This window comes from Roseateles sp. PN1 (assembly GCF_038419725.1).
Lineage (GTDB): Bacteria > Pseudomonadota > Gammaproteobacteria > Burkholderiales > Burkholderiaceae_C > Paucibacter_A.
Window position 1 is genome coordinate 624745 of sequence record NZ_JBCARA010000001.1, and the last position, 24958, is coordinate 649702.

The window sequence follows — 24958 nt, forward strand, 5'->3', positions numbered from 1 at the left end:
AGTTTGCTGGTGGAGACATTGCAGATTGCGGTGGACGCGCAAGGTGTGGCGCGCCTGACCATGAACCGCCCGGAGGTGTTCAACGCCTTCAATGAAGCCATGATTGCCGAGCTGGGCGCCGCCTTCGATCAGCTGGCCGCTGACCCGGCCGTGCGGCTGATCGTGCTGGCCGGCGCCGGCAAGGCTTTCAGTGCTGGCGCGGACATCCAGTGGATGAAGCGCGCCTCGGAAGCGACGCAGGACTGGAACCTGCAGGACGCACGCGGTTTTGCCGAGATGCTGGCGCGCATCGCGAATTGCCCCAAGCCCACCATTGCCCGCGTGCAAGGCTTGGCGCTGGGCGGTGGCTTCGGCCTGGTGGCGGCTTGCGACATCGCGCTGGCGACCGAGGACGCCAAGTTCGCCGTCAGCGAGGCGCGCTTTGGCATCTTGCCGGCCGTCATCGGCCCTTATGTGATCAACGCCGTCGGGCCGCGTCAGGCGCGCCGCTTGGCGCTCACGGCCAGCCGCATCGGCGCTGCCGAAGCGCTGGGCATGGGCTTGCTGCATGAGGTGGTGCCGGCAGCTGAGCTGGACGCCGCCGTGCAGCGCTGGGTGGATGAGTTGTTGATGAACGGCCCGCAGGCGCAGGGCGAGATCAAGCGCCTTTTCGCGCAGCTGGCGCTGGGGCCGGTGACGCCCGAGGTGCGTGAGCTGACGGCGCAAACTATTTCTCGGGTGCGCATGAGCGATGAAGCCCGCGAAGGCTTCGGCGCCTTCCTGGCCAAGCGTCCGGCTGCCTGGGTTCCGGTGGCCAAACAAGACCTTAGCCAGTGAGCGGGAACAGCATGACAGCAGCAACAGTAGAAACAAGCACTTCAACGACGGTCTGGCAGATTGCCACGCTGCCTGCCGAGCAGGCCATGATTGGCGTGGTGGGCGCAGGCGTGATGGGCGCGGGCATTGCCCAGGTTGCCGCACTTGCCGGCCACCCGGTGCGTTTGCTCGATGTGCGGGCGGGCGCGGCCGAGGCAGCGCTGGCGCAAATCGCCAAGGGCCTGGACGGCCTGGTGGCCAAGGGCCGCATGGAGGCCGAGGCGCGCGACGCTTTGCTGGCACGCATCCAGCCGGCCAGTGCCACGGCTGAGTTGGCGGGGGCGGCCTTGGTGGTCGAGGTCATCGTCGAGAAGCTGGAGCCCAAGCAAGCCTTGCTGCGTGAGCTGGACGGCTTGCTGGCACCCGGCGCCATCATCGCCAGCAATACCTCGTCCATCAGCGTGACCGCCTTGGCCAATGGCATGGCCAATCCGGCTCGCTTGGTGGGCATGCACTTCTTCAACCCGGTGCCGCAGATGAAGCTGGTGGAGGTGGTGTCGGGGGCCGAGACCGCGCCCGAGGTGGCGGCGGTGATCGAGGCCTTGTCGCGGCGCTGGGGCAAGACGCCGGTGCATGCCAAGTCCACGCCGGGCTTCATCGTCAACCGCATTGCCCGGCCCTATTACGCCGAGACTCTGGCCTTGCTGCAAGAACAGGCCGGCACGCCCGCCGTGCTGGACCGCGCCCTGCGCGCGGTGGGTTTCCGCATGGGGCCTTGCGAGCTGATGGACCTGATCGGCCACGACACCAATTTCCTCGTCACCCAATCGGTGTTCGAGGCCAATTTTGGTGACAAGCGCTTTGTGCCTTCGCTGGTGCAAAAAGCCTTGGTCGACGGCGGCCGCCTGGGGCGCAAGGTGGGCAAGGGCTTTTTTGAGGGCGCGCCCGCGCCGGCCGCAGCGGTGGCTGCGCCCAGCGCGGCGCTCGCATCCATCTGCCTGGTGGGCCGGGGAGCTTTGGTGGAGCAGCTGGGGCAATGCCTGAGCAATAAGGGCATTGCCTTTACCCGCGGTAAGTCGGCCGACTGGTCGGGGCTGATCGTGGGTGAATTGCATGTGCACCTTTGCGAAGGCGTCAGTGCGGCGCAGCTGGCCAGCGAACTCAAACACCCCGAGTTGGCGGTGATGGACTGGCCGATTGCGCCGGATCGCATCGACGCGCTGGCGCTGGCCTTCGCACCGCGCGCCAGTGAGGCGGCACGCGCGCAGGTCTTGGATGTGTGGCGCGCCTTGGGCTGGGAGCCGCTGCTCTTGCGCGACGCGCCGGGCCTGGTGGTGGCGCGCACCATCGCCATGCTGATCAACGAAGGCGCCGATGCCGTCTGGCAGGGCGTATGCGATGAGCAGGGCGCCGATTTGGCGATGAAGCTGGGCGTCAACTACCCGGCCGGCCCGTTTGAGTGGCTGGCGCTGGTCGGCCCAGAGCTATGCGTGACCGTGCTGGACGGCTTGTTCCAGGCCTATCGCGGTGAGCGTTATCGGGTCAGCCCTTTGCTCAATCAGCGGCGCTGGGCTTAAGGCCTGCTCGGGGCTCAGGCGCATTTGCGGCGCCGAGCCCTCAGCTTGTCGATGGCACAAAAAAGCCCGCCCTGCGTGATGCAGGGCGGGCTTGCTTCATTCTTGACCGAGGGGCCTGAGGGGCTTGATGCGCCTCAGAGCAGCATGCGCAGATGCGCTTGCGCTTGCAGCAGCGGTGGCAGGCAATGCTCCACCAGTTGCTCCATGCTCATGCGCGAGGCGTGCACGCTGATATTCATCGCGGCCACCACTTCACCCTTGTAATTGCGCAGTGGCACGGCCACGGTGCGCAAGCCCATTTCCAGCTCCTGGTCGATGCAGGCATAGCCCAGCGAGCGGGCGCGGGCGATTTCGATACGCAGGCGCTCGGGGTGGGTGATGGTGTTGGGCGTCAGGGCCACCAGGTCTTGGCGCTTGATCCAGGCGTCCACATCTTCCGGCGGCAGGGCGGCCAGCAGCACGCGGCCATTGCCTGAGCAATGCGCGGCCACACGGGTACCCGGCTGCAGAGTGGGCGACACGACGCGGCCCGCGCTGGTGGCGGCGATGCAGATCACATCGTTGCCGTCCAGCACGCCGGCCGAACTGGCTTCCTTCAAGGCATAGGCCAACTTGTGCAGCTCAGGTTCGACGATGCGCGGCAGGCGGGCGCTGTGCATATAGCTCTGACCCAGGCGCAAGACCTTGGGCGTCAGGGCAAACATCTTGCGGTCTTGCGACACAAAGCCCAGATGGGTCAGTGTCAGCAGATAGCGGCGCGCGGCGGCACGGGTCAAGCCGGTGCGCACCGCCACTTCGCTGATGGTCAGCCGTGGGCGCTCCTGATCGAAGGCTTCGATCACGGCCAAGCCTTTTTCCAGACCGGCCACCAAGTCGCGCTTGAGCGGACCCTGATGTTCCAGCTCGGGCGTGACCGTGGAGGGGGTGGCAAGACCCTGCGAAATTGCGGGGGCGAGGTCTTCAAATGCGCGTGCAGCTGACATGGTTGTTTTGCATAAGGCGCCCAAAAAAATGATTGAGCGCAAGCCGAAAAACCCGACTATAGAAGTGACCCCCTAGTCCGTCTGTGTAGATTCCGTAATAAGGGCGACATACGCACGAATATGCACGTTTTTGGTGCGTAAATTCGTGTGCGCAGGCGGCTCACACCCGCTCAAGAATCAACGCAATGCCTTGGCCGACGCCGATGCACATGGTGCACAAGGCATAGCGGCCGCCGTTGTGATGGAGCTGATTGACGGCGGTGGTGACCAGCCGAGCCCCGCTGGCGCCCAGCGGGTGGCCGAGTGCAATGGCGCCGCCATTCGGATTAACGCGGGCATCGTCATCCGCCAGGCCGAGTTGGCGCAGCACGGCCAAGCCTTGGGCAGCAAAGGCCTCGTTAAGCTCAATCACATCCATCTGCGCCAGGCTCAAGCCGGTCAAGGCCAGCACTTTTTGCGTGGCCGGTGCCGGGCCGATGCCCATGATGCGCGGCGCCACGCCAGCTGTGGCCATGCCCACGACGCGGGCGCGCGGTGTCAGGCCATGCTTGGCCGCGGCCGCTTCGCTGGCCAGCAGCAGGGCGCAGGCGCCGTCGTTGACGCCAGAGGCATTGCCGGCCGTGACCGTGCCGCCGGGGCGCACGATGCTTTTGAGCTTGGCCAAGGCCTCGAGGCTGGTGGCGCGGGGGTGCTCATCTTGGCTGACCAAGATGGGATCGCCCTTTTTCTGCGCGATGCTGACCGGCACGATCTCGCGGGCGAAGAAGCCCGAGGCCTGGGCGGCCACGGCGCGCTGCTGGCTGGCCAGGGCCATGCGGTCTTGCGCTTCGCGTTCGATGCCGAAATCGCTGGCCACGTTTTCCGCCGTTTCGGGCATGGAATCGACGCCGTACTGTGCTTTCATCAAGGGGTTGATGAAGCGCCAGCCGATGGTGGTGTCGTAGATCGCGTTGCTGCGCGAGAAGGCGCTGTCGGCCTTGGGCATCACGAAGGGGGCGCGGCTCATACTTTCCACCCCGCCGGCCAGCATCAAGTCGGCTTCGCCGGCGCGGATGGCGCGGGCGGCGGAACCCACGGCGTCTAGGCCGGAGCCGCACAGCCGGTTCAAGGTGGCGCCGGGCACGCTGATCGGCAAACCGGCCAGCAGGGCCGACATGCGCGCCACATTGCGGTTGTCTTCGCCGGCCTGATTGGCACAGCCGTACAGCACATCGCTGACTGCCGCCCAATCGACCTGGGGGTTGCGCTGCATCAGCGCGCGCAGCGGCAAGGCGCCCAGGTCATCCGCGCGCAGAGACGACAAGGCGCCGCCGTAGCGTCCAAATGGGGTGCGGATGGCGTCACAGATATAGGCTTGATGCATGGTGTTTCCGTGGATATTGCTGGGGGATGGCGATGCTTTGTTCAGGTCTGCAGCTTGCCAGTTTTCAGCCTTTCGATGCGGCTTGTGGGCCGGTGCGCGTGGCGAATTTCGTTCTAAGTGAGAACTATTGTTCTTAATGCGAACAAGTTAAATGAATGGTTGAATGACGCCTGGCGTGCGAGGCGTGACAATTTGCACGTCAATTTGAAAAGCGGCGCAGTTTGCTTCTGTTCGCCTGTCAAATCCCTAAGTTTTACGAATCCCCTGCCGAAGCAGGACCCGAGGGCGCCGCAAAGAATGGCGTAGGAAGAATATGAAGGACAGAACAGCCGATCCCCTGATCGATGTAAGTCAGTTGAAAGTGGGCATGTTCATCCACCTGGATTTGGGGTGGATGGCGCACCCCTTTCCGCTCAGCAGCTTCAAGCTGAGCTCGGAAGATCAGTTGCAGATCCTTCGCCGCCTGGGCTTGACGCAGGTGCGCTGGAGCCCGGGTAAGAGTGAGTTGTTCAGTGACTCGACGCCGCTGCCTCCGGTGCCGCCTGTTGCAGAGTCAAGCGCGGCCATGCAGCCTACGGCTGAGGAATTGGCCCGTGAAGCCCATCGCCTGGCTCTGGAGGCGCAGCGCGAGGCCCTGCAATTGTGTGAGCGCCAATATGGCGAGGCAGCACGCGGCTTCCGCGAGGTGATGGAGTTGGTGCCCCGCGAGCCAGTGAGCGCCAAAGATCAGTCGCTGGCCCTGACCAACGCCTTGCTGGACAAGATGCTGGTGGCGGGTGACCTCAATATCCGCTTGCTCAATGAAGGTGCCGGCGACCGCAATACCGCCCATGCCTTGAATGTCTCCATCATCTCCTTGCTGCTGGGCCGCGCCTTTGGCCTGGGGCGTGATGAGCTGCTGGATTTGGGCGTGGGGGCTTTGCTGCACGATGTGGGCAAGACCGAACTGCCCGCGCGCTTGCGCAACCGCGATGAAAGCTTCTCGCTCACCGAGATGCAGATGTATCAAAGCCATGTCGCCAAGGGCGTGGCGATTGCCCAGGCCATGGGTCTGGCGCCCGGCCCCTTGCTGGTCGTGGCTCAGCACCATGAAAATGCGGACGGCAGCGGCTTCCCGCAACGCATCAATATGGACCGGATGAGTGCCGCGGCGCGCATCGTGGCTCTGGTCAATCGTTTTGACGGCTTGTGCAATCCGCTGCTGGCCTCCAAGGCCATGACGCCGCACGAGGCTTTGTCGCTGATGTTTGCGCAGGGGCGCAACCGTTTTGACGCGACGATGCTGAATGCCTTCATCCGCATGATGGGTGTCTATCCGCCAGGGTCGGCGGTGCAACTCACCGATGATCGTTACGCCCTGGTGGTGGCGGTCAACTCCTCGAGGCCGCTCAAGCCCAGGGTGATGGTCCACGATGCCAAGGTGCCACGCGAAGAGGCCTTGATTCTGAATCTGGAGGACCAGCCCGATCTGGGCATCCGGCGCAGCCTCAAGGCCCAGCAGCTGCCGAGGGCCTCGCTGGACTACCTCAGCCCGCGCACCCGGGTGGCTTACTTCTTTGAGGCCTTGGGCGAAGACGGTGGCAGGGATTTAGCGGCGTGAATGTCCTGCCCTTCCAGCCTCAAGCGGGCAACCAGACAAACGCGGCAATTGCATTGCCGCCGGCCGCCTTTTTGGACGGCATGCTGGAAGCTGCTTGGTTGGTGGATGGGGGCAGTCATTGCGTTTTGGCGGTCAATGCCGCGGCGACAACGCTGCTGGGAATGCCGGCAGATGGCTTGGTCGGGCAACGCGTCGATACCTTGGCCCATACGCCCGAGGACGCCATGTTCTGGGTGGAGGCGGCCAGCAACCCGGCGGCGCTGATCGACTCCGAAACCGTCATGCGCCATGCCGACGGCCGCATGTTGTGGGTGCGCCGGCGCATCAGCTTTGTGCCCGGAACGGGGCGTGCTCGTGCGGCGGCCGAGGGCTTTTGGCTGGTGGTGATGCGCGACCAGACCCAGCAGCGCCAAAGTGAAGACGAGCGCGAATCGCTGGTGGCGGAGTTGCAAGCCACGCTGGAGTCCACGGCCGATGGCATTTTGGTCACCGACCTGGCCGGGCGCATGCGCGCCTTCAATCACCGCTTTGCCGCCATGTGGGGTATTCCGGCCGATTTGCTGCGTGAGCGTGATGACGCGGCCGTGCAGCTGTGGATGCGCCGCAGCGTGTTGGACAACGCCGACTACACCACGCGCTTGAGCGCCATTCAGGATGCGCCCTTGATGCAAAGCAGCGACATGCTCAGCTTGGCCGACGGCCGGGTGCTGGAACGCGTGTCCTTGCCGCAGCTCAGTCGCGGCCGGCCGATCGGGCGGGTATTTTCCTTTCGCGATCTGAGCGAAAAGCTGGCCGCCAGCCAGCGCATCGAAGAGCTGGCGCATTCCGACATCCTGACCGGTCTGCCCAACCGCCGCGCCTTGGCCGAGCGCATTGAATACATGAAAGCCGTGGCGCGGCGCGAGAACAGCCTGTTTGCGCTGCTCAATGTCGACCTGGACCGCTTTGCGCAGATCAACGAGACCCTGGGCCATGCCTACGGCGACCGTGTGCTCAAGGAAGTGGCCGAGCGCCTCAAAGACTGCTTGCGCGAGGTCGATTCGGTGGCGCGCTTGGGCGCCGACCAGTTCGCCCTGCTGATTCACCATGCCGATGCGCGTGGCGCCGAGAACGCGGCGCGGCGCATCCAGGATGTGATGTCGCGGCCCTTCAACTTCGACACCCTGAGCTTCACGGTCACCTGCAGCACCGGCATCGCCCTGTTCCCTGGCGATGGCAGCAATGCGGATGAATTGCTGGCCAGCTCCGAGCGCGCCATGCACTGGGTGAAGGAAAGCGGCCGCGGTACCTTCCACTTCCATCGCCCACGCAAGGAGGTGGATCTGCTTTCGCGCATGCGCCTGGATCACGCCATGCGCCAGGCCTTGCAGGAAGGTCAGTTCCGCTTGCACTATCAGCCGCAAATCGCCGTGGACAGCGGCCAGGTGATCGGTGCGGAAGCCCTAATCCGCTGGCGCGACCCGCTGCGCGGCGAGATCTCGCCCGGTGAATTCATCCCGGTGGCCGAGGAGAGCGGCTTTGTGGTCGCCATTGGTGAATGGGTTTTGCACCAGGCCGTGGAGCAAGCGGCCGCATGGCTGCGCAAGGGCTGGCGCATGCCGGTGGCGGTCAACGTCTCGGCGCTGCAGTTTCAGCAAGCGCGTTTCATCGACACTGTGGCTTTTGCCTTGCGCAGCTCCGGCCTGCCGCCCAATTTGCTGGAGCTGGAGTTGACTGAGGGCATCTTGCTCGGCGATGCCGAAGAGGCTTTGCACCGGCTGCAGGCGCTGTCGGCCTTGGGCGTGTGCATGTCGATTGACGACTTCGGCACCGGTTATTCCAGTCTGGCCTATCTGAAACGCTTCCCGATTCAGCGCCTCAAGATCGACCGCAGCTTCATCAAGGGCTTGCCCGGTGACGCCAGCGATGCAGGCATCGTCAATGCCATCATCCAGATGGGCCAGGCGCTACGCCTGCATGTGATCGCCGAAGGGGTCGAGACCGAGGCGCAGCGCGACTTTCTGGCGCGCGCCGGCTGCGATGAATTCCAGGGCTTTTTGTACGCACCGGCACTGGACCCGTTGGCCTTTGAGGAGCGCGTCTGGCGCGGTGGCGGCAAACCTCCGGCCAGCCGTTCGGCCCGACATTTCCTGGGCGGCTTGCTGACCTGAGCGCGGGCGTTGAAGCGGCCGAGGCGGCAAGCGCGGATGGCGAGCTTCTTCCCTCCTGCAATTCAGCACGAGCTTCTGCACGCACAATGGCGTTGGCCTGGGTGGCTGATCACCCAGGAGACCATGCCGCAGCTGCAACAGGGGAGGAAGCGATGCTTTACAAATTCAAGTCCAAGGCCGGTGCCGATGTGATCATGCTGGGGCCGCAGGGCGATCAACTCTTGCGTTTGATCGGCAAACAGCCTGCCGCCCAGGGCATCGTGGCTGAGAGTGACCAAGCGGCCGCCATAGCCGCGCTGCTGCAGGCGGTCGAACTCGACGAGGCACAGTTCGCCGCCGCCCAAGCAGAGGCGCTGGCCGCGGGCGAGGCGCCTGTGCAACGCGCCGAGGTCAGCCTCAAGCAGCGCGCTTGGCCTTTTGTCGAGTTGTTACGCGCGGCTCAGCAAGCGCAAGTGCCGGTGGTCTGGGGCGTCTGAGATGTCGCGATCCGGGTGGCCGGTTCAGCTCACGCGGCGCCAGCGGCGTCAGCAGGGCTGAGCCCATGTCTTTGGACAGCAGCACCCTCGTTTTGGCGGTCAGGCATGGGGAAACCGCCTGGAATCGTGCCGCGCGAATTCAGGGGCAGCTGGACATTCCCCTCAACGAGCAAGGGCTGGCGCAGGCGCAATGCTTGGCGCAGGCCTTGCAGGATGAGGCGGTGGATGTCATCTACAGCAGCGACTTGGCGCGTGCGCGCCAAACCGCCCAGGCCGTGGCCAGCCTCAAGGGCCTGCCACTCATCCTGGATGCGCGGCTGCGTGAGCGCGCCTTCGGTGTGTTCGAGGGCCTGACCTGGAATGAAATTGCGCAGCGCTGGCCTGCGCAAAGCGAGGCCTGGCGAAAGCGCGAGCCGGACTTTGGGGCAGAGGGCGGCGAAACCCTCAGCGACTTCTACCAGCGCAGCGTGGCCGCCATGACGGCGCTGGCTGCCGCTCACCCCGGCCAAACGATCTTGGTCCTCAGCCATGGCGGCGTGCTGGATTGCCTGCACCGGGCCAGCAGGCGCTTGTCGCTGGCCGCGCCGCGCAGCTGGAAGCTCGGCAATGCGGCAATCAACCGATTGCTTTATTCGCCCGAGGGCTTCAATGTGATCGGCTGGAACGACGACTCCCATCTTGAGAATCTGCCGCCGCCGGCCTTGTAGCTGAGGCGGCAAGCGCTGCATGCGCGCAAGCTGGGGCGCGTTTTGAACTCAACCCCAATCCGCTTGCTGTTCAACTATGCAACCCGCGCAAATCATCGTTCTTGCTGCGCCGCTATTTGTGGCCCTGATTGCCCTGGAGTTCTGGCTGGGGCTGCGCCGCGGGCGCAACACCTACCGGCTCAACGATGCGCTCAGCAGCCTCAGCTTGGGGCTTATGAGTCAGTTGGTGGGCGGCTTGACAAAGCTCTTCACGCTCGGCGTGTATCTCTGGGTTTATGAGCATTGGGCTTGGTTTCCGCAGCTGTCGGCGGCCTCTGTCTGGGTCTGGTTTTCCTCATTGTTGCTGTACGACTTTCTGTACTACTGGCATCACCGCTTTGGCCACACCAGCGCTTTGTTCTGGGCTGCCCACGCCGTTCACCATCAAAGCGAGGACTACAACCTGTCCACCGCCCTGCGCCAGACCAGCAGCGGCTGGGTGGCCGGTTGGATCTTCTATCTGCCGATGGCGGTGATTGGCATCCCGCCGTTGGTGTTCGTGAGCGTCGGCCTGATCGATCTGCTCTACCAATACTGGGTGCACACCCAGCAGATCGGCCGGCTCGGCTGGTTCGACCGCTGGTTTTGCTCGCCCTCCAATCACCGGGTCCATCACGCCGTCAATGACGCTTATCTGGACCGCAACTACGGCGGCATCTTCATTTTCTGGGATCGCCTCTTCGGTAGTTTTCAGGAGGAATTGGACGCGCAGCCCTGTGTTTACGGGACACGCGACGCCTTGCGCAGCTGGAATCCCTGGGTCGCCAACTGGCATGTGTATGGCCAACTGCTGCGCAAAACGGCCAGCGTTCCCGGCTTGATCAACAAGCTGCGCGTCTGGTGGGAGCCTGCGCATTGGCAGCCGGCCGGTCAAAAGTCTCGCGCGCATCCGCCCTTTGACCCCTACGCCCAGCAACGCTTCGACCCGCCGCTGCCGCCGCAGCGCGCATGGCTGGCCGTGCTGCTGTTCTTGCTGATGCTGACCGTCACCATGGTGGTCTTGTGGAACAGCCACCTCTTGAGTGTGTGGCAGCAGTTGGCGAGTTTGGCGCTGGTGGGTCTGGGGCTTTGGGCCGTGGCGTGGCTTTGCTCGGCGCCTATCAGCGACAGGATCGATCACTCGCCCGCGGCGCAGCGCAAGTGCTGAAATTCACATCGCCGGGTGTAACAGATAAGTGTTGCGATTTTACGTCGGAGGATTTCGGCGCCGGGAATGCACTTCTATACTCATCGCACATTTGGCGCAAAGACCGAGCAATCAAGCTTGGCACGAACTTAACTCACAAAGGTAAACGATGAAAAAGATCGCACTCGTGGCAGCTCTGGCAGCCGTTGCAGCTCCCGCAGCATTCGCTCAAAGCTCGGTGACCCTGTGGGGCCGTATCAACACTACTGTCGAAAGCCAGAAGGTTGAGAACCAAGACCGCAAGGCCGTTGTGCAGAACAACTCTTCCCGTCTGGGCTTCAAGGGTACTGAAGACCTGGGCGGCGGCCTGAAGGCAAGCTTCCTGTTGGAGCACGGCCTGAATTCCGATAACGGCACCGCAACGAGTACCGCTTTCTGGAACCGTGAAGCGGCTGTGCAGTTGAGCGGCAGCTTCGGTGCCGTCAAGCTGGGCCGTTGGACCAATGGCTCCTACTTCGCCACCGCTGACTATGTGTCCATGCACAACCATGACACAGGCACTTCGTCTGACGCGCTGTACTCTGGCATCGGCTGGACAGAAACCAACAAGGTTGGCTACTTCACCCCCAACGTCGCAGGCTTCACTGGTGAGTTCACCATGCACGCCGGCGAAGGCGTTGACAAGAAGGCCTTCGACGCAGCCCTGAACTACGATATGGGCCCTCTGCACCTGGGTGCTGGCTACAGCAAGCAAGGCGACGGCTCGCAGTACGCGATCCGTGGTTTGTATGAGCTGGGCGCGTTCACTTTCGGCGGTTACTACCAGCGTGAAGATGCTGGCGTTGGCGCCCGCCCCACTCGTAACATCGGCCGCGTTTCCGCCATGTACACCATGGGCGCTTCCGAGTTCCACGTCAACGTGGGTGGCACCGAGTCTGGCGGTACTTTTGGCTCCAATGGCGCCAAGCAGTACACCGTGGGCTACAACTACAACCTGAGCAAGCGCACCAAGGTGTATGGCTTCTACACAGCGGTTGACAACACTGCCGGCAACCACAAGGGTGACTTCGACTCGCTGGCTGTTGGCGTCCGTCACAACTTCTAAATCGAGTTGATGAGGCTGGCTTAAATAAGACGGCCTTGTTTGACTTGTGAACGAACTCGCACTCGGTCTCGTGGAGACTTGATTGCGCAGGAAATGCGACCTTAGGGTCGCATTTTTTTTGCCTGAAAGCAGCTGGCTGGACGAGCAGCGTTGAGTTTTTGATTGTTGGGTGCAGTGGGCTGTAAAGCTTGTGCCGAAGCCTGCGCCTTGTCTCTAAACTAAGCGCAGTGACTGATGAACCCTTGAGTGCCGGCAAGGCAGGGGATCTGCGATGCAAATTCACGGCGGTATGGCATCGGCGCATGCGTCAGCAGGGCATCGCTGGGCCACGCTCCGTTTGTTTTTGCTGTTATGCCTGATGGCCGCGCTGCAAGGTGTCCACGCGCCAGCCGCTGCCGCCGTGAGTCCCGGCCCTGACTTGCCCTCCGCTTGGATCACCTCAATCGCCATCGCGCTGGCCGTGGCGCTGCTGATTGGGGGCCTGCTGCTCCTGCGTCACTACCGCCGAACTGTCGCGATGCTGGCACTTTTTCAGCAATACAGCCAGGTGATCGACGGCAGCAGCAATAGCCTGATCCTGATGGATACAGGCATGCAGATCACGTTGGTGAATGGCGGCTTTTGCCGACTCACGGGCTATACGCAGGACGAGGTGTTGCGGCGCCGGCCGGCTGAATTTCTTGGCTCGGGCGATGGGCCAATGGCCGATCTTGAATCCTTGTTGCGCGGGCGTGAGGTTCACAAAACCGAGTACCTGGTCAGGCGCAAGGACGGCAGCAGCTATTGGACCGCCAGCGAGCTGCGGGCCATGTTTGGTGCAGCGAACGAGCACATTGGCTTTGTCGAAGTTGGGCGTGACATCTCGGCCAGCAAAGAGCGTGAGTTGGCCTTGACCCGCTCCATCATGGTTCATCACTCCCTGCTGGACACCATCCATCGTCATGCGATTGTTTCGGTGGCCGATCCCGCCGGCCTGATCATCGACGCCAATGCTGCTTTCACCGCCATCAGCGGCTACAGCCGCGAAGAGTTGCTGGGGCAGCCGCATCGCATCGTTAACTCAGGGCACCACCCGCCGGAGTTCTGGCGTGCCTTGTGGGCGGCGATCTCGTCGGGCAAGTCCTGGCAGGGCGAGATTTGCAATCGCAATAAGAACGGCCAGCTTTACTGGGTCAAAAGCATCATCGCGCCGATGCTGGATGAGGCCGGCGCGGTGATGCAGTACATCTCAATCCGCACCGACATCACCGCAGCCAAGCGCGCTTGGCAGGATCTGGCCGAGCAGCGTGAGCGCCTGGCCCGCATCATCGATGGCACCCATGCAGGCACTTGGGAGTGGAATGAGCAGACCGGCGAGGCGCACTTCAACGAGCGCTGGGCCGACATCATGGGTCGCCAGCTGGCTGATTTGGGGCCGCTGCACGCTCAGAGCTGGCAAGTTTTTGTGCATGCCGATGATTTGCCTCGGGCGGCCGATTTGTTGGCGCGCCATTGCAGGGGGGAGTCCGACTTTTTTGAATGCGAGTTGCGGCTTTTGCATGCCAGTGAGCAATGGGTATGGGGCCAAATGCATGGCAAGCTGTATCAGCGTGATGCCCAGGGCAACCCCACCTGGATCGCCGGCACGCTGCTGGACATCAGCGCGCGCAAGCGCAGCGAAGAGGCCTTGCTGCGCAAACAGGCGGCCCTGGACCGTTCGGAATTGCTGGCCGCCCTGGGCGGCTGGGAGCTGGACCTGAAGGACGGCGCTGTGCAATGGTCCGAGCAAACCTACCGTTTGCACGAGGTGGCGCCCGGTACGCCTATCAGTTTGGCGCAAGCACTGTCCTACTTCGCCCCGCCCGATCGCGCCAGGCTGCAAGAGGCCATGGACAAGGCCATCCATCCCAATGAGGCTTGGGATATGGAGCTGCCCCTGCACACCGCGCGCGGGCGCATCATCTGGGTACGCTCGGTGGGTGAGGCCTCGATCGACGATGGTGGTGTTCAGCGCATCGTCGGTACCTACCAGGACATCACCGCACACCGCCTGCTGGAGGCACAGAGCCAGCGCAATCACGAGGTGCTGTTGAGCGTGGTGGAGAACATGCCCTGCGCGCTGAGCGTGTTTGACGGCGATCTGAATCTGCGTGCCTACAACCAAAAATTCATTGAGCTGATGGGCTTCCCTCTGGCCTTTTTCGCGCAAGCGCCGATTCGCTTCGAGACCTTGATCCGTTTCAATGCTGCGCGTGGCGAATATGACCACGAGCCCGATGTGGATGCCTATGTGCAGCGCCTGATTGAGCTGGCGCGCCAACCCACGGTGCATCAATTCGAACGCCAATTGACGAGCGGCAAGACGGTCGAGGTTCGTGGCGCGCCGATGCCCGGCGGCGGCTTTGTGACGACCTATGTGGACATCAGCGAACGCAAGCGCGGCGAGGCTGAGTTGCGCCGGGCCGAGGCCATTTTGCGCGGCGCCATCGATGCGGTGAATGAGGCATTTGTGCTCTATGACCCCGATGACCGGCTGGTGTTTTGCAATGAGAAGTACCGGCAGCTCTATGCCTCCTCTGCTGACCTGATCGTGCCCGGCGCACTCTTCGAAGACATCATTCGAGAAGGTGCCAGGCGCGGCCAATACGTGGAGGCGGTGGGGCGTGAAGAGGCCTGGGTGGCGCAGCGCCTAGCCGCGCACCGGCAGGGCAATACCTTGCAGGTACAAAAGCTCGATGACGGCCGCTGGACCCGTTTGATCGAGCACCGGATGGAAGACGGCCACAGCGTGGGCTTTCGCATCGACATCACCGACCTGATGCGCGCCAATGAGGCGGCCGAAGAAGCGGCTCGCTCCAAAGGCCAGTTCCTGGCCAATATGAGCCACGAGATCCGCACGCCCATGAATGCCATTCTGGGCTTGTTGCGCTTGCTGCAAAGAACCGAGCTGAGCCAGCGGCAGCACGATTACGCCAGCAAGACCGAGGCGGCAGCGCGCTCCCTGCTGGGGCTGTTGAATGACATCCTCGATTTTTCCAAGGTCGAGGCCGGCAAGATGAGCCTTGATCCGCAGCCCATGCGCAGCGAGCAGTTATTCCGCGATCTGGCGGTGATTCTCTCGGCCAATGTGGGGACCAAGCCGATCGACATCTTGTTCGATCTGGATCCGGCGCTGCCGCCTGTGGTCGTCGCCGACCAGATGCGGCTGCAGCAGGTGCTGATCAATCTGGGGGGCAATGCCACCAAGTTCACCGCCGAGGGGGAGGTTGTGATCGCCGTGCGGGTGTTGCCCGGGCAGCCGGGGGATGCGCAGGAGACCGTGCGCCTGGCCTTCTCGGTCAGCGATAGCGGCATCGGCATCGCGCCTGAGCATCAGGCCAAGATCTTCAGCGGCTTTTCTCAAGCCGAGGCCTCCACCACCCGCCGCTATGGCGGCACCGGCCTGGGCCTGGCGATCAGCCAGCGCCTGGTGCAATTGATGGGCGGCAGCCTGGCGCTCGACAGCGAGCTGGGGCGCGGCAGCCGCTTCCATTTCAATTTGACTTTGGGCGTGCCAGCGTTTGCGGCGGATGCCAGCCCGCCGCCGCGCGTCGCCGCGGCATTGGCGAATAGGCCTTGCCTGATCCTTGACCAAGCAGGCCCGTCGCGTGACTTGCTGGCACGCATGGCGGAGGACTTGGGCGTAACGACCGTATTGCTGGCCGCCAGCACGACCGAGGCTTTGGCGCGGCTTCAAACCCAGGCCGAGCAGGGCCAGGCGATTGGCCTGGTGCTGAGCGACTGGCGCCGGCCGGCCGGCCCGGACGGCTTTGAGCTGCTGCGGCATTTGCGGCATCTGCGCCAGCAAGGCGCGGCTCTAGCTCAACCCTTGGTCTTGATGGTGAGCGGCCAAAGCCGCGAGGAGCTGATGCAGCGCAGCGCGGAAGAGCAGGCGGAGCTGGACGGCTATCTGGTCAAACCCATCACCCGCGCCATGCTGCTGGAGGCCATCGAGGCGGCGGGCCAAGCGGAGGACCAGCTGGCGTGCAGCACTGAGGCGCCAAGCCGCGGCGCTCATGCCCGGCCTCTGCACGATGTGCGCGTGTTGGTGGTTGAGGACAACCCGAACAATCAGCAAGTGGCCCAGGAACTCTTGGAGGACGCCGGCGCCCGCGTGCAATTGGCGGGCAACGGGCAGGTCGCCGTGGACCTCTTGCGCGCCAGCCCTGCGGCGTTCGACATTGTCCTGATGGATGTGCAAATGCCGGTGATGGACGGTTACAGCGCCACCCGCTTGATCCGGCAAGAGCTGCAACTCACGCGCCTACCCATCATCGCCATGACGGCCAATGTGATGGCCTCAGACCGGGAGCAATGCCTGGTCGCCGGAATGAACGCGCATGTCGGCAAGCCCTTCGACATGAACCATCTGGTGCGTGTGATGTTGCAGCAAATGGCGGGTGCGGAGACGCCGCAAGATGCTGCGCCGCAAGAGCTGAAAGGACCGAACGAGCCGCCGGAGCGCCGCTTCCCCACCCTGACCGTGCCGCCGGCCTTGCAGGAGCGCGCCTTGGCGCAGGGCTTCGAGTTGCAAGCGGCGATGGACCGCTTCATGGGCAAGGCCGAGTTGTTTCAGCGCACGGCCCAGTCCTTCAGCAAGTCCGCCCTGCAGTTGCCCGCCCAGCTCAAGGTCCAGTTGGCGGCGGGCAACTTGGACGAAGCGGTGCAGCTCAGCCACAGCTTCAAGGGCCTGGCGGCAACGCTTGGCGCCGTCAAATTGGCGGCCTTGGGGGCCGAGGCCGAGGCTGCGTTCAAACGCGGCGAACCGCCGGATGCTGCCTGGCTGGATGCCTTGGACGCGCAGATCAGCAGCGGCTGCGGGCATTTGAGCCAGCTCGCTCAGGATTTGCGTTCACTAGCGCCGCAGCTAGCGGGCTAGGACGGGTAAGTGGGTTTTGCCCACTCGGCCGACCCTAGCTAACACCTCAGGTCAGCTCCATCGGCACGCGCAAGTGTTTGAACATCAGCGCCGCGCTGTGCAAACGCCCTTCGGCGCAAGCGGCGTAGGAGGGGATTTCACCGGCGCGCTGCCAGCCCAGATGGGTGTAGACCGCCTCGGCCTGTGAGCCGGCGGGGGTTTCCAGCACCAGCAATTGGCGGCCGCGCTCGAGCGCTGTGCATTCCAGGCGGCTCATCAAACGGCTGGCCACGCCCCGACCGCGGGACTGGCTATGCACCATCAGCCCGCGTACTTCGCCACGATGGTGCGCGTTGAGCTGCGGGCACATGAACAATTGCACGGCGCCGTGCAGGCGTGGGCGCTCGTCGTGGTCGTCGCAGGCGACCCAGAGCTCCTCCTGCGGGCCCAGCCGGGCCAGCACGCCGCGCCAAAAGTCTTGCGCCGCACCCATGGACAAGGGCGCCAGAAAGCCCAGGCAGGCGCCGCGGTGCACGCTGTCGATCAGCAACTCACACAGTTGGGGCAAAAGCTCCTCATCCCTGTTTGAGAGTCTGCGCAGGCGCAGATTCAGGCTGGGCCCGGGTGTAGCTGCTACCCGTGGCACGGTGCGGGCACTGACGGCTGCGGCGCGGGCTGGTGTGGAGGGCAAGAAGCCGCTGATGAAGCGGGAGGGACTGCTGAGCCTGAACATGGGTGTGTTGGGGCAAGGTGTGGGGGTAAACATGCATTGCAAGCCCCGTGCCAGCTCCGTACAGCTCCAGTGCGGCGAGCTAGATTTCCAAGCCCGGTTCGGCCATCAAGCGCCCACGACCGCCGCGCTTGGCTTCGTAGAGCGCGATCTCAGCGCGCCGCATCAGGTCGTCGACATGGCGGTCGCCATGGCGCAGCTTGGCCCAACCGGCACTGAAGTTGAGCTCGAAGCCGAGTTCTTCCTTCGCGCGTTGTGCCAAGGCCTCGCGCAGGCGTTTGTCCAGGGCTTGCGGCCCTTGGCCCTCGCAGCGAGCCATCAGCACACCAAATTCCTCGCCACCCACCCGGCCAGCCAGGTCGCCCAGGCGCATCTGTGCCTGCACGCAGCTGCCAAACAAGGCCAGGGCCTTGTTGCCGGCCTCCAGGCCATGGCTGGCGTTGATGGCGGACAGCTGGTCGATGTCCAGCACCATCAAGGCCAGCGGCTCCTGGTGGCGACGCGCCATCGAAATCATGTCGACCGAGCGGGCCGCAAAGGCGCGGGCGTCGCACAAGCCCGTCAGGCCATCGGTCTGGGCCAGGCGGGTCAGGGCCAGTTCGGTCTCGCCGCGCCAGGCCAGCACCAAGCCCAGCAAGGTGCAGGTGAGCGCCCAATGCAGGCCTAGCGCCAACCAGGTGTTGATGCCCGAAGGGCCCAGCGGGCTGAGCATTTGAAGGTCGCTCAAGGCGATGCCGCCGCGCAGCAGGCTCAGCCCAGTGGCGGGCACGATGGCCGCCAGCAGAAGCGCGCGCCAGCGCCGGTTGTCCAGGCCCGGCGTGGTGTTGGGCCAGGTCTTGGCTTGACGGCGCTGCTGCCCGAGCGCTTTGTCGGGGCGAATCAGGCTCAGCGCCAGCATCACCAATTGCACAGTGAGCCAGGCATGCGCCCAGGCCGTTCGAAAGCCACTGTCTTCAAACTGCAGGGCATAGACCGGCGGCATCAGCAGCGGCGCCAGGATCAGCAAGGCGCGGCCCGGTTGCGGGCCCAGCCATAGGAGCAAGGCCCACCACAGCAGGCTCAGGCTCAGGCTGAAGGCAGCCATCGACAAGCTCAAAAACAGGCGCTCGTGCCCGCCGCCTGAGCTTGCCAGCAAGCTCCAACCGCCGGCTTGCAGCAGCAAAAATCCCACCGCTAGCCGCGCCGCCATGCTGGCATGCCGCCCCACCAGGATCAGCATCAACAAGGCGGCGGCCAAGCCTTGCAGCAAGAGCAGATTGAACAGCGTCGGGTTGTCTAAGGCCATGGTGGGTGGGGTCTGGGTCTGAGGGATTCTCTACTGGAAGGCCACTTCCGCAAAACTGCGCAGCTTGCGGCTGTGCAACTGCCCCAGGGAATTGGCGCGCAGCAAGTCCAGCGCCCGTAGGCCGATGCGCAGATGCTGGTCGACCCGGGCGCGGTAGAACTGATCGGCCATGCCGGGCAATTTGATCTCACCGTGCAGCGGCTTGTCGCTGACGCACAGCAAGGTGCCGTAGGGCACGCGGAAGCGGAAGCCGTTGGCGGCGATGGTGGCGCTCTCCATGTCCAGCGCAATGGCGCGGCTTTGGCTGAAGCGCCGCTCCGGGCCGCCATGCCTGTCATTGGGCAGCAGTTCCCAGTTGCGGTTGTCGGTGGAGGCCACGGTGCCGGTGCGCAGCAGGCGTTTGAGCTCGAAACCGCTGAGCTGGGTCACATCGGCCACCGCTTGCTCCAGCGCCTGCTGCACCTCGGCCAGCGAGGGAATTGGCACCCACAGCGGCAACTCCTCGTCCAACACATGGTCTTCGCGCACATAGCCGTGGGCCAGCACGTAGTCACCCAATTGCTGGCTGTTGCGTAGGCCGGCGCAGTGGCCCAGCATCAGCCAGGCATGCGGGCGCAAGACGGCCACATGGTCGCTCATGGTTTTGGCATTGGCGGGGCCGACGCCGATATTGATCATGCTCACCCCACTGCGGTCGCGCCGCAGCAGGTGGTAGCCGGGCATTTGCGGCAGGCGCGGCGGGATGCTGCCCGCCTCGTCGCCGGGCTCGGCCGCGAGGCCGGCGCGCCGGGTCAGCACATTGCCGGGCTCGACAAAGGCGATGCAGTCATCCCACTCGCTCGGCCGGGCCGGGTCGGGCGGCTGGCTCATCAGCTCGCGGCCCAGTCGGGTGAACTCGTCGATGTAGAACTGGTAGTTGGTGAACAGCACGAAGTTCTGGAAATGCTCGGCCGCCGTGCCGGTGTAATGGCGCAGGCGGTGCAGGGAATAGTCCACCCGCGGGGCGGTGAACAGGGCCAGCGGCTGCGGCGCGCCAGGGCCGGGGTCGTAAGTGCCATTGGCGATGCCGTCGTCCATGGCGGCCAGATCGGGCAGGTCGAACACCTCGCCCAGGCGCCGCCGACGCTCGGCGCTCAGATGGCCTTCGATGTGCTCATGCTCACTCAGCGCGAAATGCAGCGGCACCGGCTGGTGGCTGGTGCCGATCTCCAGCGTCACGCCGTGATTGCGCATCAGCAGCTCGAACTGGGTCTTGAAGTAATCCGCAAACAGATCGGGGCGGGTGAGGGTGGTCTCGAACGTGCCCGGGCCCGCCACAAAGCCGTAGGCCAGGCGCGAGTCGCCATGTGCGCCGGTATTGGTGCGCAGGCGCACAAAGGGGTAGCAGGCGCGCACCCGCTGGGCGCCGAAATCTTCGCCGCCTACAAAGCGTTGCAAGGCCTGGCGCAGATGCCGCAAGCTGGCGGCATAGATTTGCTGGGCCTGCGCCAGGGCCGCGTCGGGGTCACTGAAATGCTGGGGGGCGAAGAAGGGCGGGGTCAACAAGCTCATGCGCAGAGTCTCCTCGGTTTGCAGCCATTGTGGCGCGGCAAAGAGGGCTCTTTTTCGTGGCACTTTGAGCCCGGAGTAGGGCGGGCTCGGTCCAGGCTTTTGGGCCTGGCCTCAGCAGTTGGCGTATTTCCAGTTGCGAGTCTTGCCTTCGCTCAGCCATTCGACCGCCTGGGCCACGCGGCGCGTGCGCGTCTCGGCACGCTTGGCCTCGATGACCCAGTCCAGATACTCGCGCTGCTGGCCCGGCGCCAGGCCGGCGTAGCCGGCTTGCGCAGCGGCATTGGCCTGCAGGGCGGCCGCTAACTCGGCTGGCATCTCGGGCAGCGGCTTGGGCGCTTTGCTGCGGGCCAAAAGCCAGGCGGGTGTGCTGCCGGATTCGATCAAGGCCATGGCGCGTGTGAGCATGGCCTCTTGCTCAGCTTGGGGCGGCAGGTCAGCGGCGCTACGCAGTTTGCCCAGGTCGCCCATGCCGTCCCGACCCGTGCTTCCGCCACTGTCCTTGCTGTCCTCGCTGCCGCTCACCACCTCGCCGAACCAGAAGCCGATGCTGCAATGCGCCTTGAAGGCGGCCATGCGCGACAAAATCTTGCCCCGGAAAATGAAGTGCGGCATGCCCCATTTGATGTCTTCTTCGACCTCAGGGCAGCAGCGCCGAACCAGGGCGCGCCAGTCGCGCAGAATCGGCTGAGCAAAGGGCGCGGCGGCGGCGATGTAAGCGTCGATGCGTCGGTCGCCTGAAGTTTTGCTCATGGTGTGTCGTGCTCCCGGCTTTGCGCTGAACTTTTGGGCTGAACTTCTAAGCTGAACTCTAGCCGGGCCTTGCAGCCTTGCAAGCCGGCTTCAGACCTGACCCTGCAGCAGATAGATGCTGTCCATCCAGTGGCGGCTGATGCGGTGCTGCTGCAGCCGGGCTGCCAGGCCTTGCCAAGGGCAGGCAAGGCCGTCGAGTGAGCTCATCGAGTGCAGCGCTGCGCCCAGCACAAAGGCATTGCTGGCCCATTGCCAGGGCGGTGCCCAGCACAGGCCCAAGGCCACCACCTGCGCGCCGGGGCGCAGCGCGGCGAGGGTACGGTCCAGCGCGGCGGGGCTTTGCAAAACATCGTGGATGAAATGGAACAGGGCGGCATCGGCCGGCGGCAGATCGGCCGGCCACTCGACCTGCGCGGCGGGTGTGAGCAGCACCTCAATATTGCGCCAAGCTTTGCCATGGGCCTGAATCTTGGCCCGCGCCCGCTCGGCCATGGCCGGGCATTGCTCCACGCCGATCACCCGACCCTGTGGGCCCACCGCCTGGCGCAGCAAGCCCAGCGACAAGCCGGTGCCGCAACCCAGATCGAGCACGCATTGCCCCGGCTGCAGGTTCAAGTTATCGATGGCCAGGCGGCGCAGCGGCTCGAAGGCCGCCAGCTCCAGGTCGTAGACCGGCGCCCGCCAGCGATAGAGCGACTGCATGTCTGCGTGCGCCTCGTCCTTGCAGGGTGGCACCGTGGCATCAGCGGCAGATGCAGATGCAGATGCATCTGAACCGGAAGCAGCAGGTCTGGCCTTGGCATTCATACGATCAGCATAGAGCTTGCAGGCTGGGCCGGGCACTCAAATTTTTGCGTTGCCTGTCGCTGGAATCGGGCTGGCGCCAGGCCTGAGACCGGGCTTCAACGGCGCGGCAATATGACCGTGACGCACAGCCCCGGCGCCGCCGGATCGGCCTGCGCCGCGGCCAGGCTGACCGTGGCCTGATGGCGCGCCGCCGCCCGCTCCACGATGGCCAGGCCCAGGCCGCTGCCCGGCTGATTGAGCCCGGGCAGGCGGAAGAAGCGCTCGAACACTTTGGCGTGCATGTCTGCGGCGATGCCCGGCCCCTGGTCGCGCACGCTCAGCGTGACCTTGTCGCCGGCTTCGCTGATGCTCACCTGCACCAAGCTGCCGGGCGGCGAATATTTGACGGCGTTGTCCACCAGGTTGTCGATCAAGGCGCCCAGGCTTTCGCGGTGCATGGGCAGCTCGCAGTGCTCCGGCGCCAGCAGCTCCAGCTCGATGCCTCGGGCCAGCGCCAGTTCGCTGGCCAGCACGATTCGGTCACGCGTTAGGCTGACGAGATCATGGCGGCGCAACTCGGCGCTTTCGGTGTCGGCGCCGCTGCGGGCCAGGGCCAGCAATTGCTGCACTGTGTGATTGGCGCGCTGCACGCCGTCGCCCAGGCGCTGCAGCGACTCTTCGCGGCGCTGCGGGCTGGGCTGGCTTTGCAGCGTCTCGGCATTGAGCTGGATCACGGCCAGCGGCGTCTTCAACTCATGCGCGGCGTCGAGCAGGAATTCGCGCTCGCGCTCCAAGCGCTGCTGCAAGCGCGCCATCAGCTGATTGACGGCCGTGACCACCGGGGCCAACTCCTCGAAAGGCGAGGGCGGCAGCGCGTTCAACTCGGTGGCCGAGCGCTGCGCAATCTGCGCGCCAATGCGACGCAGCGGCGCAAAGCCCGCACGCAACAAAAACCAAGCGATCAGCAGCATCAGCGGCAGGCTGTAGAACAGCGGGCGCGCGTAATAGCTCAGGCCATCGGCGCTGAAATGCCAGTCGCCCGGCACCTCTTGCCAGCGCCGCACGATCAGGTTTTGCTCGGGCGCGCGGACTTCGATGTAGAGCCAGTGCGAGTCGCTGGCGTGTTTTTGCTCGTCCGGCGTGAGGCGGTCGCCCATCTCGGGCGTGCCCATGCGATGCAGCAGGCGTTCGCCCTGCCACACCTGTTGGGCAATGATGGGTGGCTCGTAGCCGATGTCTTGCCACTCCTGCTCGCGCAAATGCTCCAGCTCGGCCAGCGCGGCGTCCAGACGCTCGGCCTGGCCGGCCCATTGCTGGGCCTGCATGCGGGCCTGCTCCGCCCACAGACGATTGGCGGCCTGGCCATTGCGGGAATGCACCACGCTGACCTCGTGGAACTCGCGCACCATCAGCCCGCACCAGCTCAGCAAGGCCACCGCCGCAAAGGCCCCGAAGGTGCGGCGGAATAGCGATTTATGGGCCACCGCGCCGGTCATCGCACTCATTGCCGCTCCAGCACAAAGCCAACGCCGCGCACGGTGCGCACATAGCCCTCGCCGATCTTCTTGCGCAGATTGAAGATATGCACATCGAGTGCATGGCTGTCGGCGTTAGGCATGGCGCGTGCCTCCAGCTCGCGGCGCGTCACCACACGGTCGGGCAGCTTGAGCAAGGTCAGCAGGATGGAGAACTCGGTGGGCGATAAATTGATGGCCTGGCCATGTCGGCTCAGCACCATGCGGCGTTCGTCCAGGCTCAGGTCTTTGAGCCGCCATTCCTGCCCCTCGGCATCGCTGCTGAGCAGGCCGGCGCGCCGCGCCACCGCGCGCAAACGGGCCAGCAGCTCGGGCCCGGCGAAGGGTTTGACCAGATAGTCGTCGGCGCCGCTGTCCAGGCCGTGCAGGCGGTCTTCAATGCCGCTGCGGGCGGTGATCACCACGATGGGCAGCTGCTTATTGCTCTGGCGCATCAGGCGAAGCAACTCCAGGCCATTGCCATCGGGCAGGCCCAGGTCCAGCACCAGGGCGTCAAAGCCTTGTTGCTGCTCCAGCCAGTAGCGGGCCTCGGTCAAGCGCCGCACCCAGACCACGTCATGACCGCCGTCTTGCAACAGGGCCTGCACCGAATGACCCAGCTCGAGGTCGTCTTCCACCAGACAGATTCGCATAGCGAGGGACTCTACCAAGGCCCGCGTTAATGCGGTCTTAAGACGGTATTGGAGAAGATGCGGCAGCCGGACGAAAACCCATGACCAGTCCGATACCAATAATGGCGTCCTTGACCCGCAGGAAAGGTGTTATGTCGCGTTTCACGCATCGTCGCCGTAGGCAAGTCCTTGCTTGGCCTGGGGCGCTGGCCTCTCTGTTGGCCCTGCTGCTGGTTGCTTGCGCCCAGCCCGGAAAGCCCGCGGTGGCAGAGCAAGCGCAATTCCTGCCCAGCGAAGCGCAGTTCGAGCAACTGTTCCCGCAGCGCCTGCCCTTCTACAGCTACGCAGGCTTTGTGGCTGCGGCGCGCTCATTCCCTGGTTTTGCTGCGGAAGGTTCGGCCGAGCTGCGGCGCCAGGAGATGGCGGCCTTTCTAGCCAATATCGCGCACGAGTCCGATTCGCTTCAGGCCGTGCGCGAGTACAACCGCGCCAACTACGACCATTACTGCAGTGTGGAGCGCGGCCAGCGCTGCGCGCCCGGCCAGCAGTATTACGGCCGAGGCCCGATTCAGCTCAGCTGGAACTACCAGTACTTGGCTGCCGGCCAGGCCTTGGGCGAAGACCTGTGGGCCGATCCCGACCGGGTGGCGCGCGAACCCAAGCTGGCCTGGCAAACCGCCATCTGGTACTGGATGAGCCAGCCCGGCCCGGCCACCATTCCGGCCCACCAGGCCCTGGTCGCGGGCGACGGATTTGGCGCCAGCATTCGCGCCATCAACGGTGCGCTGGAATGCGACAAGCCAGCTGACTCCCCAGCGGCTCAGCAAATCGCCCGCCGCATTGATTTCTACCGCCGCGCCGCGGCCTTGTTCAAGATCCCGCCAGGTCCGCGCCTGAGCTGCTGAATTTGCCC

Annotated in this window: 19 protein-coding genes; 10 read left to right on the forward strand and 9 right to left on the reverse strand. The window is 64.4% G+C overall.

Annotation, left to right across the window (positions count from 1 at the left end; all coding sequences use genetic code 11):
• Window positions 1–9: 9 nt before the first annotated feature.
• Both AABB87_RS02435 and AABB87_RS02440 read left to right on the forward strand, forming a co-directional pair.
• Window positions 10–816 carry an enoyl-CoA hydratase-related protein gene (locus AABB87_RS02435; protein WP_341969585.1) on the forward strand — a complete coding sequence of 269 codons (807 nt, stop codon included), beginning with the start codon at window positions 10–12 and terminating at the stop codon, window positions 814–816.
• 11 nt (window positions 817–827) lie between these two features.
• Window positions 828–2372, forward strand: coding sequence for a 3-hydroxyacyl-CoA dehydrogenase (locus AABB87_RS02440; protein WP_341969586.1), 1545 nt, complete (start codon window positions 828–830; stop codon window positions 2370–2372).
• 134 nt (window positions 2373–2506) lie between these two features.
• On the opposite strand, the gene AABB87_RS02445 is transcribed toward AABB87_RS02440, so the two are convergent.
• Together AABB87_RS02445 and pcaF are read right to left on the reverse strand one after the other, a co-directional pair.
• On the reverse strand, window positions 2507–3355 hold the full coding sequence (locus tag AABB87_RS02445) for an IclR family transcriptional regulator domain-containing protein (RefSeq protein ID WP_341969587.1): 849 nt from the start codon (window positions 3353–3355) through the stop codon (window positions 2507–2509).
• A gap of 160 nt (window positions 3356–3515) precedes the next feature.
• On the reverse strand, window positions 3516–4718 hold the full coding sequence (gene pcaF, locus AABB87_RS02450; RefSeq protein WP_341969589.1) for a 3-oxoadipyl-CoA thiolase: 1203 nt from the start codon (window positions 4716–4718) through the stop codon (window positions 3516–3518).
• Window positions 4719–5031: 313 nt separating this feature from the next.
• Between pcaF and AABB87_RS02455 the strand changes: the two genes are divergently transcribed.
• From AABB87_RS02455 to AABB87_RS02485, 7 genes are all read left to right on the forward strand, one after another.
• Window positions 5032–6318, forward strand: coding sequence for an HD-GYP domain-containing protein (locus tag AABB87_RS02455; RefSeq protein ID WP_341969590.1), 1287 nt, complete (start codon window positions 5032–5034; stop codon window positions 6316–6318).
• A complete protein-coding gene (locus tag AABB87_RS02460; protein ID WP_341969593.1) occupies window positions 6315–8468 on the forward strand; it encodes a putative bifunctional diguanylate cyclase/phosphodiesterase in 2154 nt (717 codons plus the stop codon). Before AABB87_RS02455 ends, AABB87_RS02460 begins: the two co-directional genes overlap by 4 nt.
• A 152-nt stretch (window positions 8469–8620) precedes the next feature.
• Entirely contained in the window at window positions 8621–8944 is a 324-nt protein-coding gene (locus tag AABB87_RS02465; RefSeq protein WP_341969594.1) for a DUF1840 domain-containing protein, read from the forward strand.
• A gap of 65 nt (window positions 8945–9009) precedes the next feature.
• Window positions 9010–9651 (forward strand): histidine phosphatase family protein, encoded by a 642-nt coding sequence (locus AABB87_RS02470; protein WP_341969595.1) that lies wholly within the window; start codon window positions 9010–9012, stop codon window positions 9649–9651.
• A 76-nt stretch (window positions 9652–9727) separates the two neighbouring features.
• On the forward strand, window positions 9728–10837 hold the full coding sequence (locus AABB87_RS02475) for a sterol desaturase family protein (RefSeq protein WP_341969596.1): 1110 nt from the start codon (window positions 9728–9730) through the stop codon (window positions 10835–10837).
• Window positions 10838–10985: 148 nt separating this feature from the next.
• A complete protein-coding gene (locus tag AABB87_RS02480; protein WP_058720967.1) occupies window positions 10986–11921 on the forward strand; it encodes a porin in 936 nt (311 codons plus the stop codon).
• A 400-nt stretch (window positions 11922–12321) separates the two neighbouring features.
• The gene (locus tag AABB87_RS02485; RefSeq protein ID WP_341969597.1) at window positions 12322–16818 is read left to right on the forward strand and encodes a PAS domain S-box protein; all 4497 of its coding nucleotides are present in this window, start codon (window positions 12322–12324) and stop codon (window positions 16816–16818) included.
• A 46-nt stretch (window positions 16819–16864) separates the two neighbouring features.
• Here the strand turns inward: AABB87_RS02485 and AABB87_RS02490 are convergent, their stop codons facing one another.
• The 7 genes from AABB87_RS02490 to AABB87_RS02520 all read right to left on the reverse strand — a co-directional run bounded on the left by AABB87_RS02490 (window position 16865) and on the right by AABB87_RS02520 (window position 24066).
• The gene (locus tag AABB87_RS02490) at window positions 16865–17530 is read right to left on the reverse strand and encodes a GNAT family N-acetyltransferase (RefSeq protein WP_341969598.1); all 666 of its coding nucleotides are present in this window, start codon (window positions 17528–17530) and stop codon (window positions 16865–16867) included.
• 79 nt (window positions 17531–17609) lie between these two features.
• On the reverse strand, window positions 17610–18812 hold the full coding sequence (locus AABB87_RS02495) for a GGDEF domain-containing protein (RefSeq protein ID WP_341969599.1): 1203 nt from the start codon (window positions 18810–18812) through the stop codon (window positions 17610–17612).
• Between the two features lie 30 nt (window positions 18813–18842).
• Window positions 18843–20363 carry an AMP nucleosidase gene (locus tag AABB87_RS02500; protein WP_341969600.1) on the reverse strand — a complete coding sequence of 507 codons (1521 nt, stop codon included), beginning with the start codon at window positions 20361–20363 and terminating at the stop codon, window positions 18843–18845.
• A 111-nt stretch (window positions 20364–20474) separates the two neighbouring features.
• Window positions 20475–21113 carry a YdeI/OmpD-associated family protein gene (locus AABB87_RS02505; RefSeq protein WP_341969601.1) on the reverse strand — a complete coding sequence of 213 codons (639 nt, stop codon included), beginning with the start codon at window positions 21111–21113 and terminating at the stop codon, window positions 20475–20477.
• A gap of 90 nt (window positions 21114–21203) precedes the next feature.
• Window positions 21204–21815, reverse strand: coding sequence for a class I SAM-dependent methyltransferase (locus AABB87_RS02510; RefSeq protein ID WP_341969602.1), 612 nt, complete (start codon window positions 21813–21815; stop codon window positions 21204–21206).
• 200 nt (window positions 21816–22015) lie between these two features.
• On the reverse strand, window positions 22016–23404 hold the full coding sequence (locus AABB87_RS02515) for a sensor histidine kinase (RefSeq protein ID WP_341969604.1): 1389 nt from the start codon (window positions 23402–23404) through the stop codon (window positions 22016–22018).
• On the reverse strand, window positions 23401–24066 hold the full coding sequence (locus AABB87_RS02520; RefSeq protein ID WP_341969605.1) for a response regulator transcription factor: 666 nt from the start codon (window positions 24064–24066) through the stop codon (window positions 23401–23403). The genes AABB87_RS02515 and AABB87_RS02520 overlap by 4 nt, the downstream gene beginning before the upstream one ends.
• A 242-nt stretch (window positions 24067–24308) precedes the next feature.
• On the opposite strand from AABB87_RS02520, the gene AABB87_RS02525 reads away from it, so the two are divergent.
• On the forward strand, window positions 24309–24950 hold the full coding sequence (locus tag AABB87_RS02525; protein WP_341969606.1) for a chitinase: 642 nt from the start codon (window positions 24309–24311) through the stop codon (window positions 24948–24950).
• Window positions 24951–24958: the final 8 nt, after the last annotated feature.

Bases quoted from the DNA above. Each gene is read 5' to 3' on its own strand.
- pcaF (WP_341969589.1), bottom strand. From the start codon at position 4,718: ATGCATCAAGCCTATATCTGTGACGCCATCCGCACCCCATTTGGACGC.
- AABB87_RS02500 (WP_341969600.1), bottom strand. From the start codon at position 20,363: ATGAGCTTGTTGACCCCGCCCTTCTTCGCCCCCCAGCATTTCAGTGAC.
- AABB87_RS02475 (WP_341969596.1), top strand. From the start codon at position 9,728: ATGCAACCCGCGCAAATCATCGTTCTTGCTGCGCCGCTATTTGTGGCC.
- AABB87_RS02520 (WP_341969605.1), bottom strand. From the start codon at position 24,066: ATGCGAATCTGTCTGGTGGAAGACGACCTCGAGCTGGGTCATTCGGTG.
- AABB87_RS02440 (WP_341969586.1), top strand. From the start codon at position 828: ATGACAGCAGCAACAGTAGAAACAAGCACTTCAACGACGGTCTGGCAG.
- AABB87_RS02505 (WP_341969601.1), bottom strand. From the start codon at position 21,113: ATGAGCAAAACTTCAGGCGACCGACGCATCGACGCTTACATCGCCGCC.
- AABB87_RS02465 (WP_341969594.1), top strand. From the start codon at position 8,621: ATGCTTTACAAATTCAAGTCCAAGGCCGGTGCCGATGTGATCATGCTG.
- AABB87_RS02495 (WP_341969599.1), bottom strand. From the start codon at position 18,812: ATGGCCTTAGACAACCCGACGCTGTTCAATCTGCTCTTGCTGCAAGGC.
- AABB87_RS02480 (WP_058720967.1), top strand. From the start codon at position 10,986: ATGAAAAAGATCGCACTCGTGGCAGCTCTGGCAGCCGTTGCAGCTCCC.
- AABB87_RS02515 (WP_341969604.1), bottom strand. From the start codon at position 23,404: ATGAGTGCGATGACCGGCGCGGTGGCCCATAAATCGCTATTCCGCCGC.
- AABB87_RS02445 (WP_341969587.1), bottom strand. From the start codon at position 3,355: ATGTCAGCTGCACGCGCATTTGAAGACCTCGCCCCCGCAATTTCGCAG.
- AABB87_RS02510 (WP_341969602.1), bottom strand. From the start codon at position 21,815: ATGCAGTCGCTCTATCGCTGGCGGGCGCCGGTCTACGACCTGGAGCTG.
- AABB87_RS02470 (WP_341969595.1), top strand. From the start codon at position 9,010: ATGTCTTTGGACAGCAGCACCCTCGTTTTGGCGGTCAGGCATGGGGAA.
- AABB87_RS02455 (WP_341969590.1), top strand. From the start codon at position 5,032: ATGAAGGACAGAACAGCCGATCCCCTGATCGATGTAAGTCAGTTGAAA.
- AABB87_RS02490 (WP_341969598.1), bottom strand. From the start codon at position 17,530: ATGTTCAGGCTCAGCAGTCCCTCCCGCTTCATCAGCGGCTTCTTGCCC.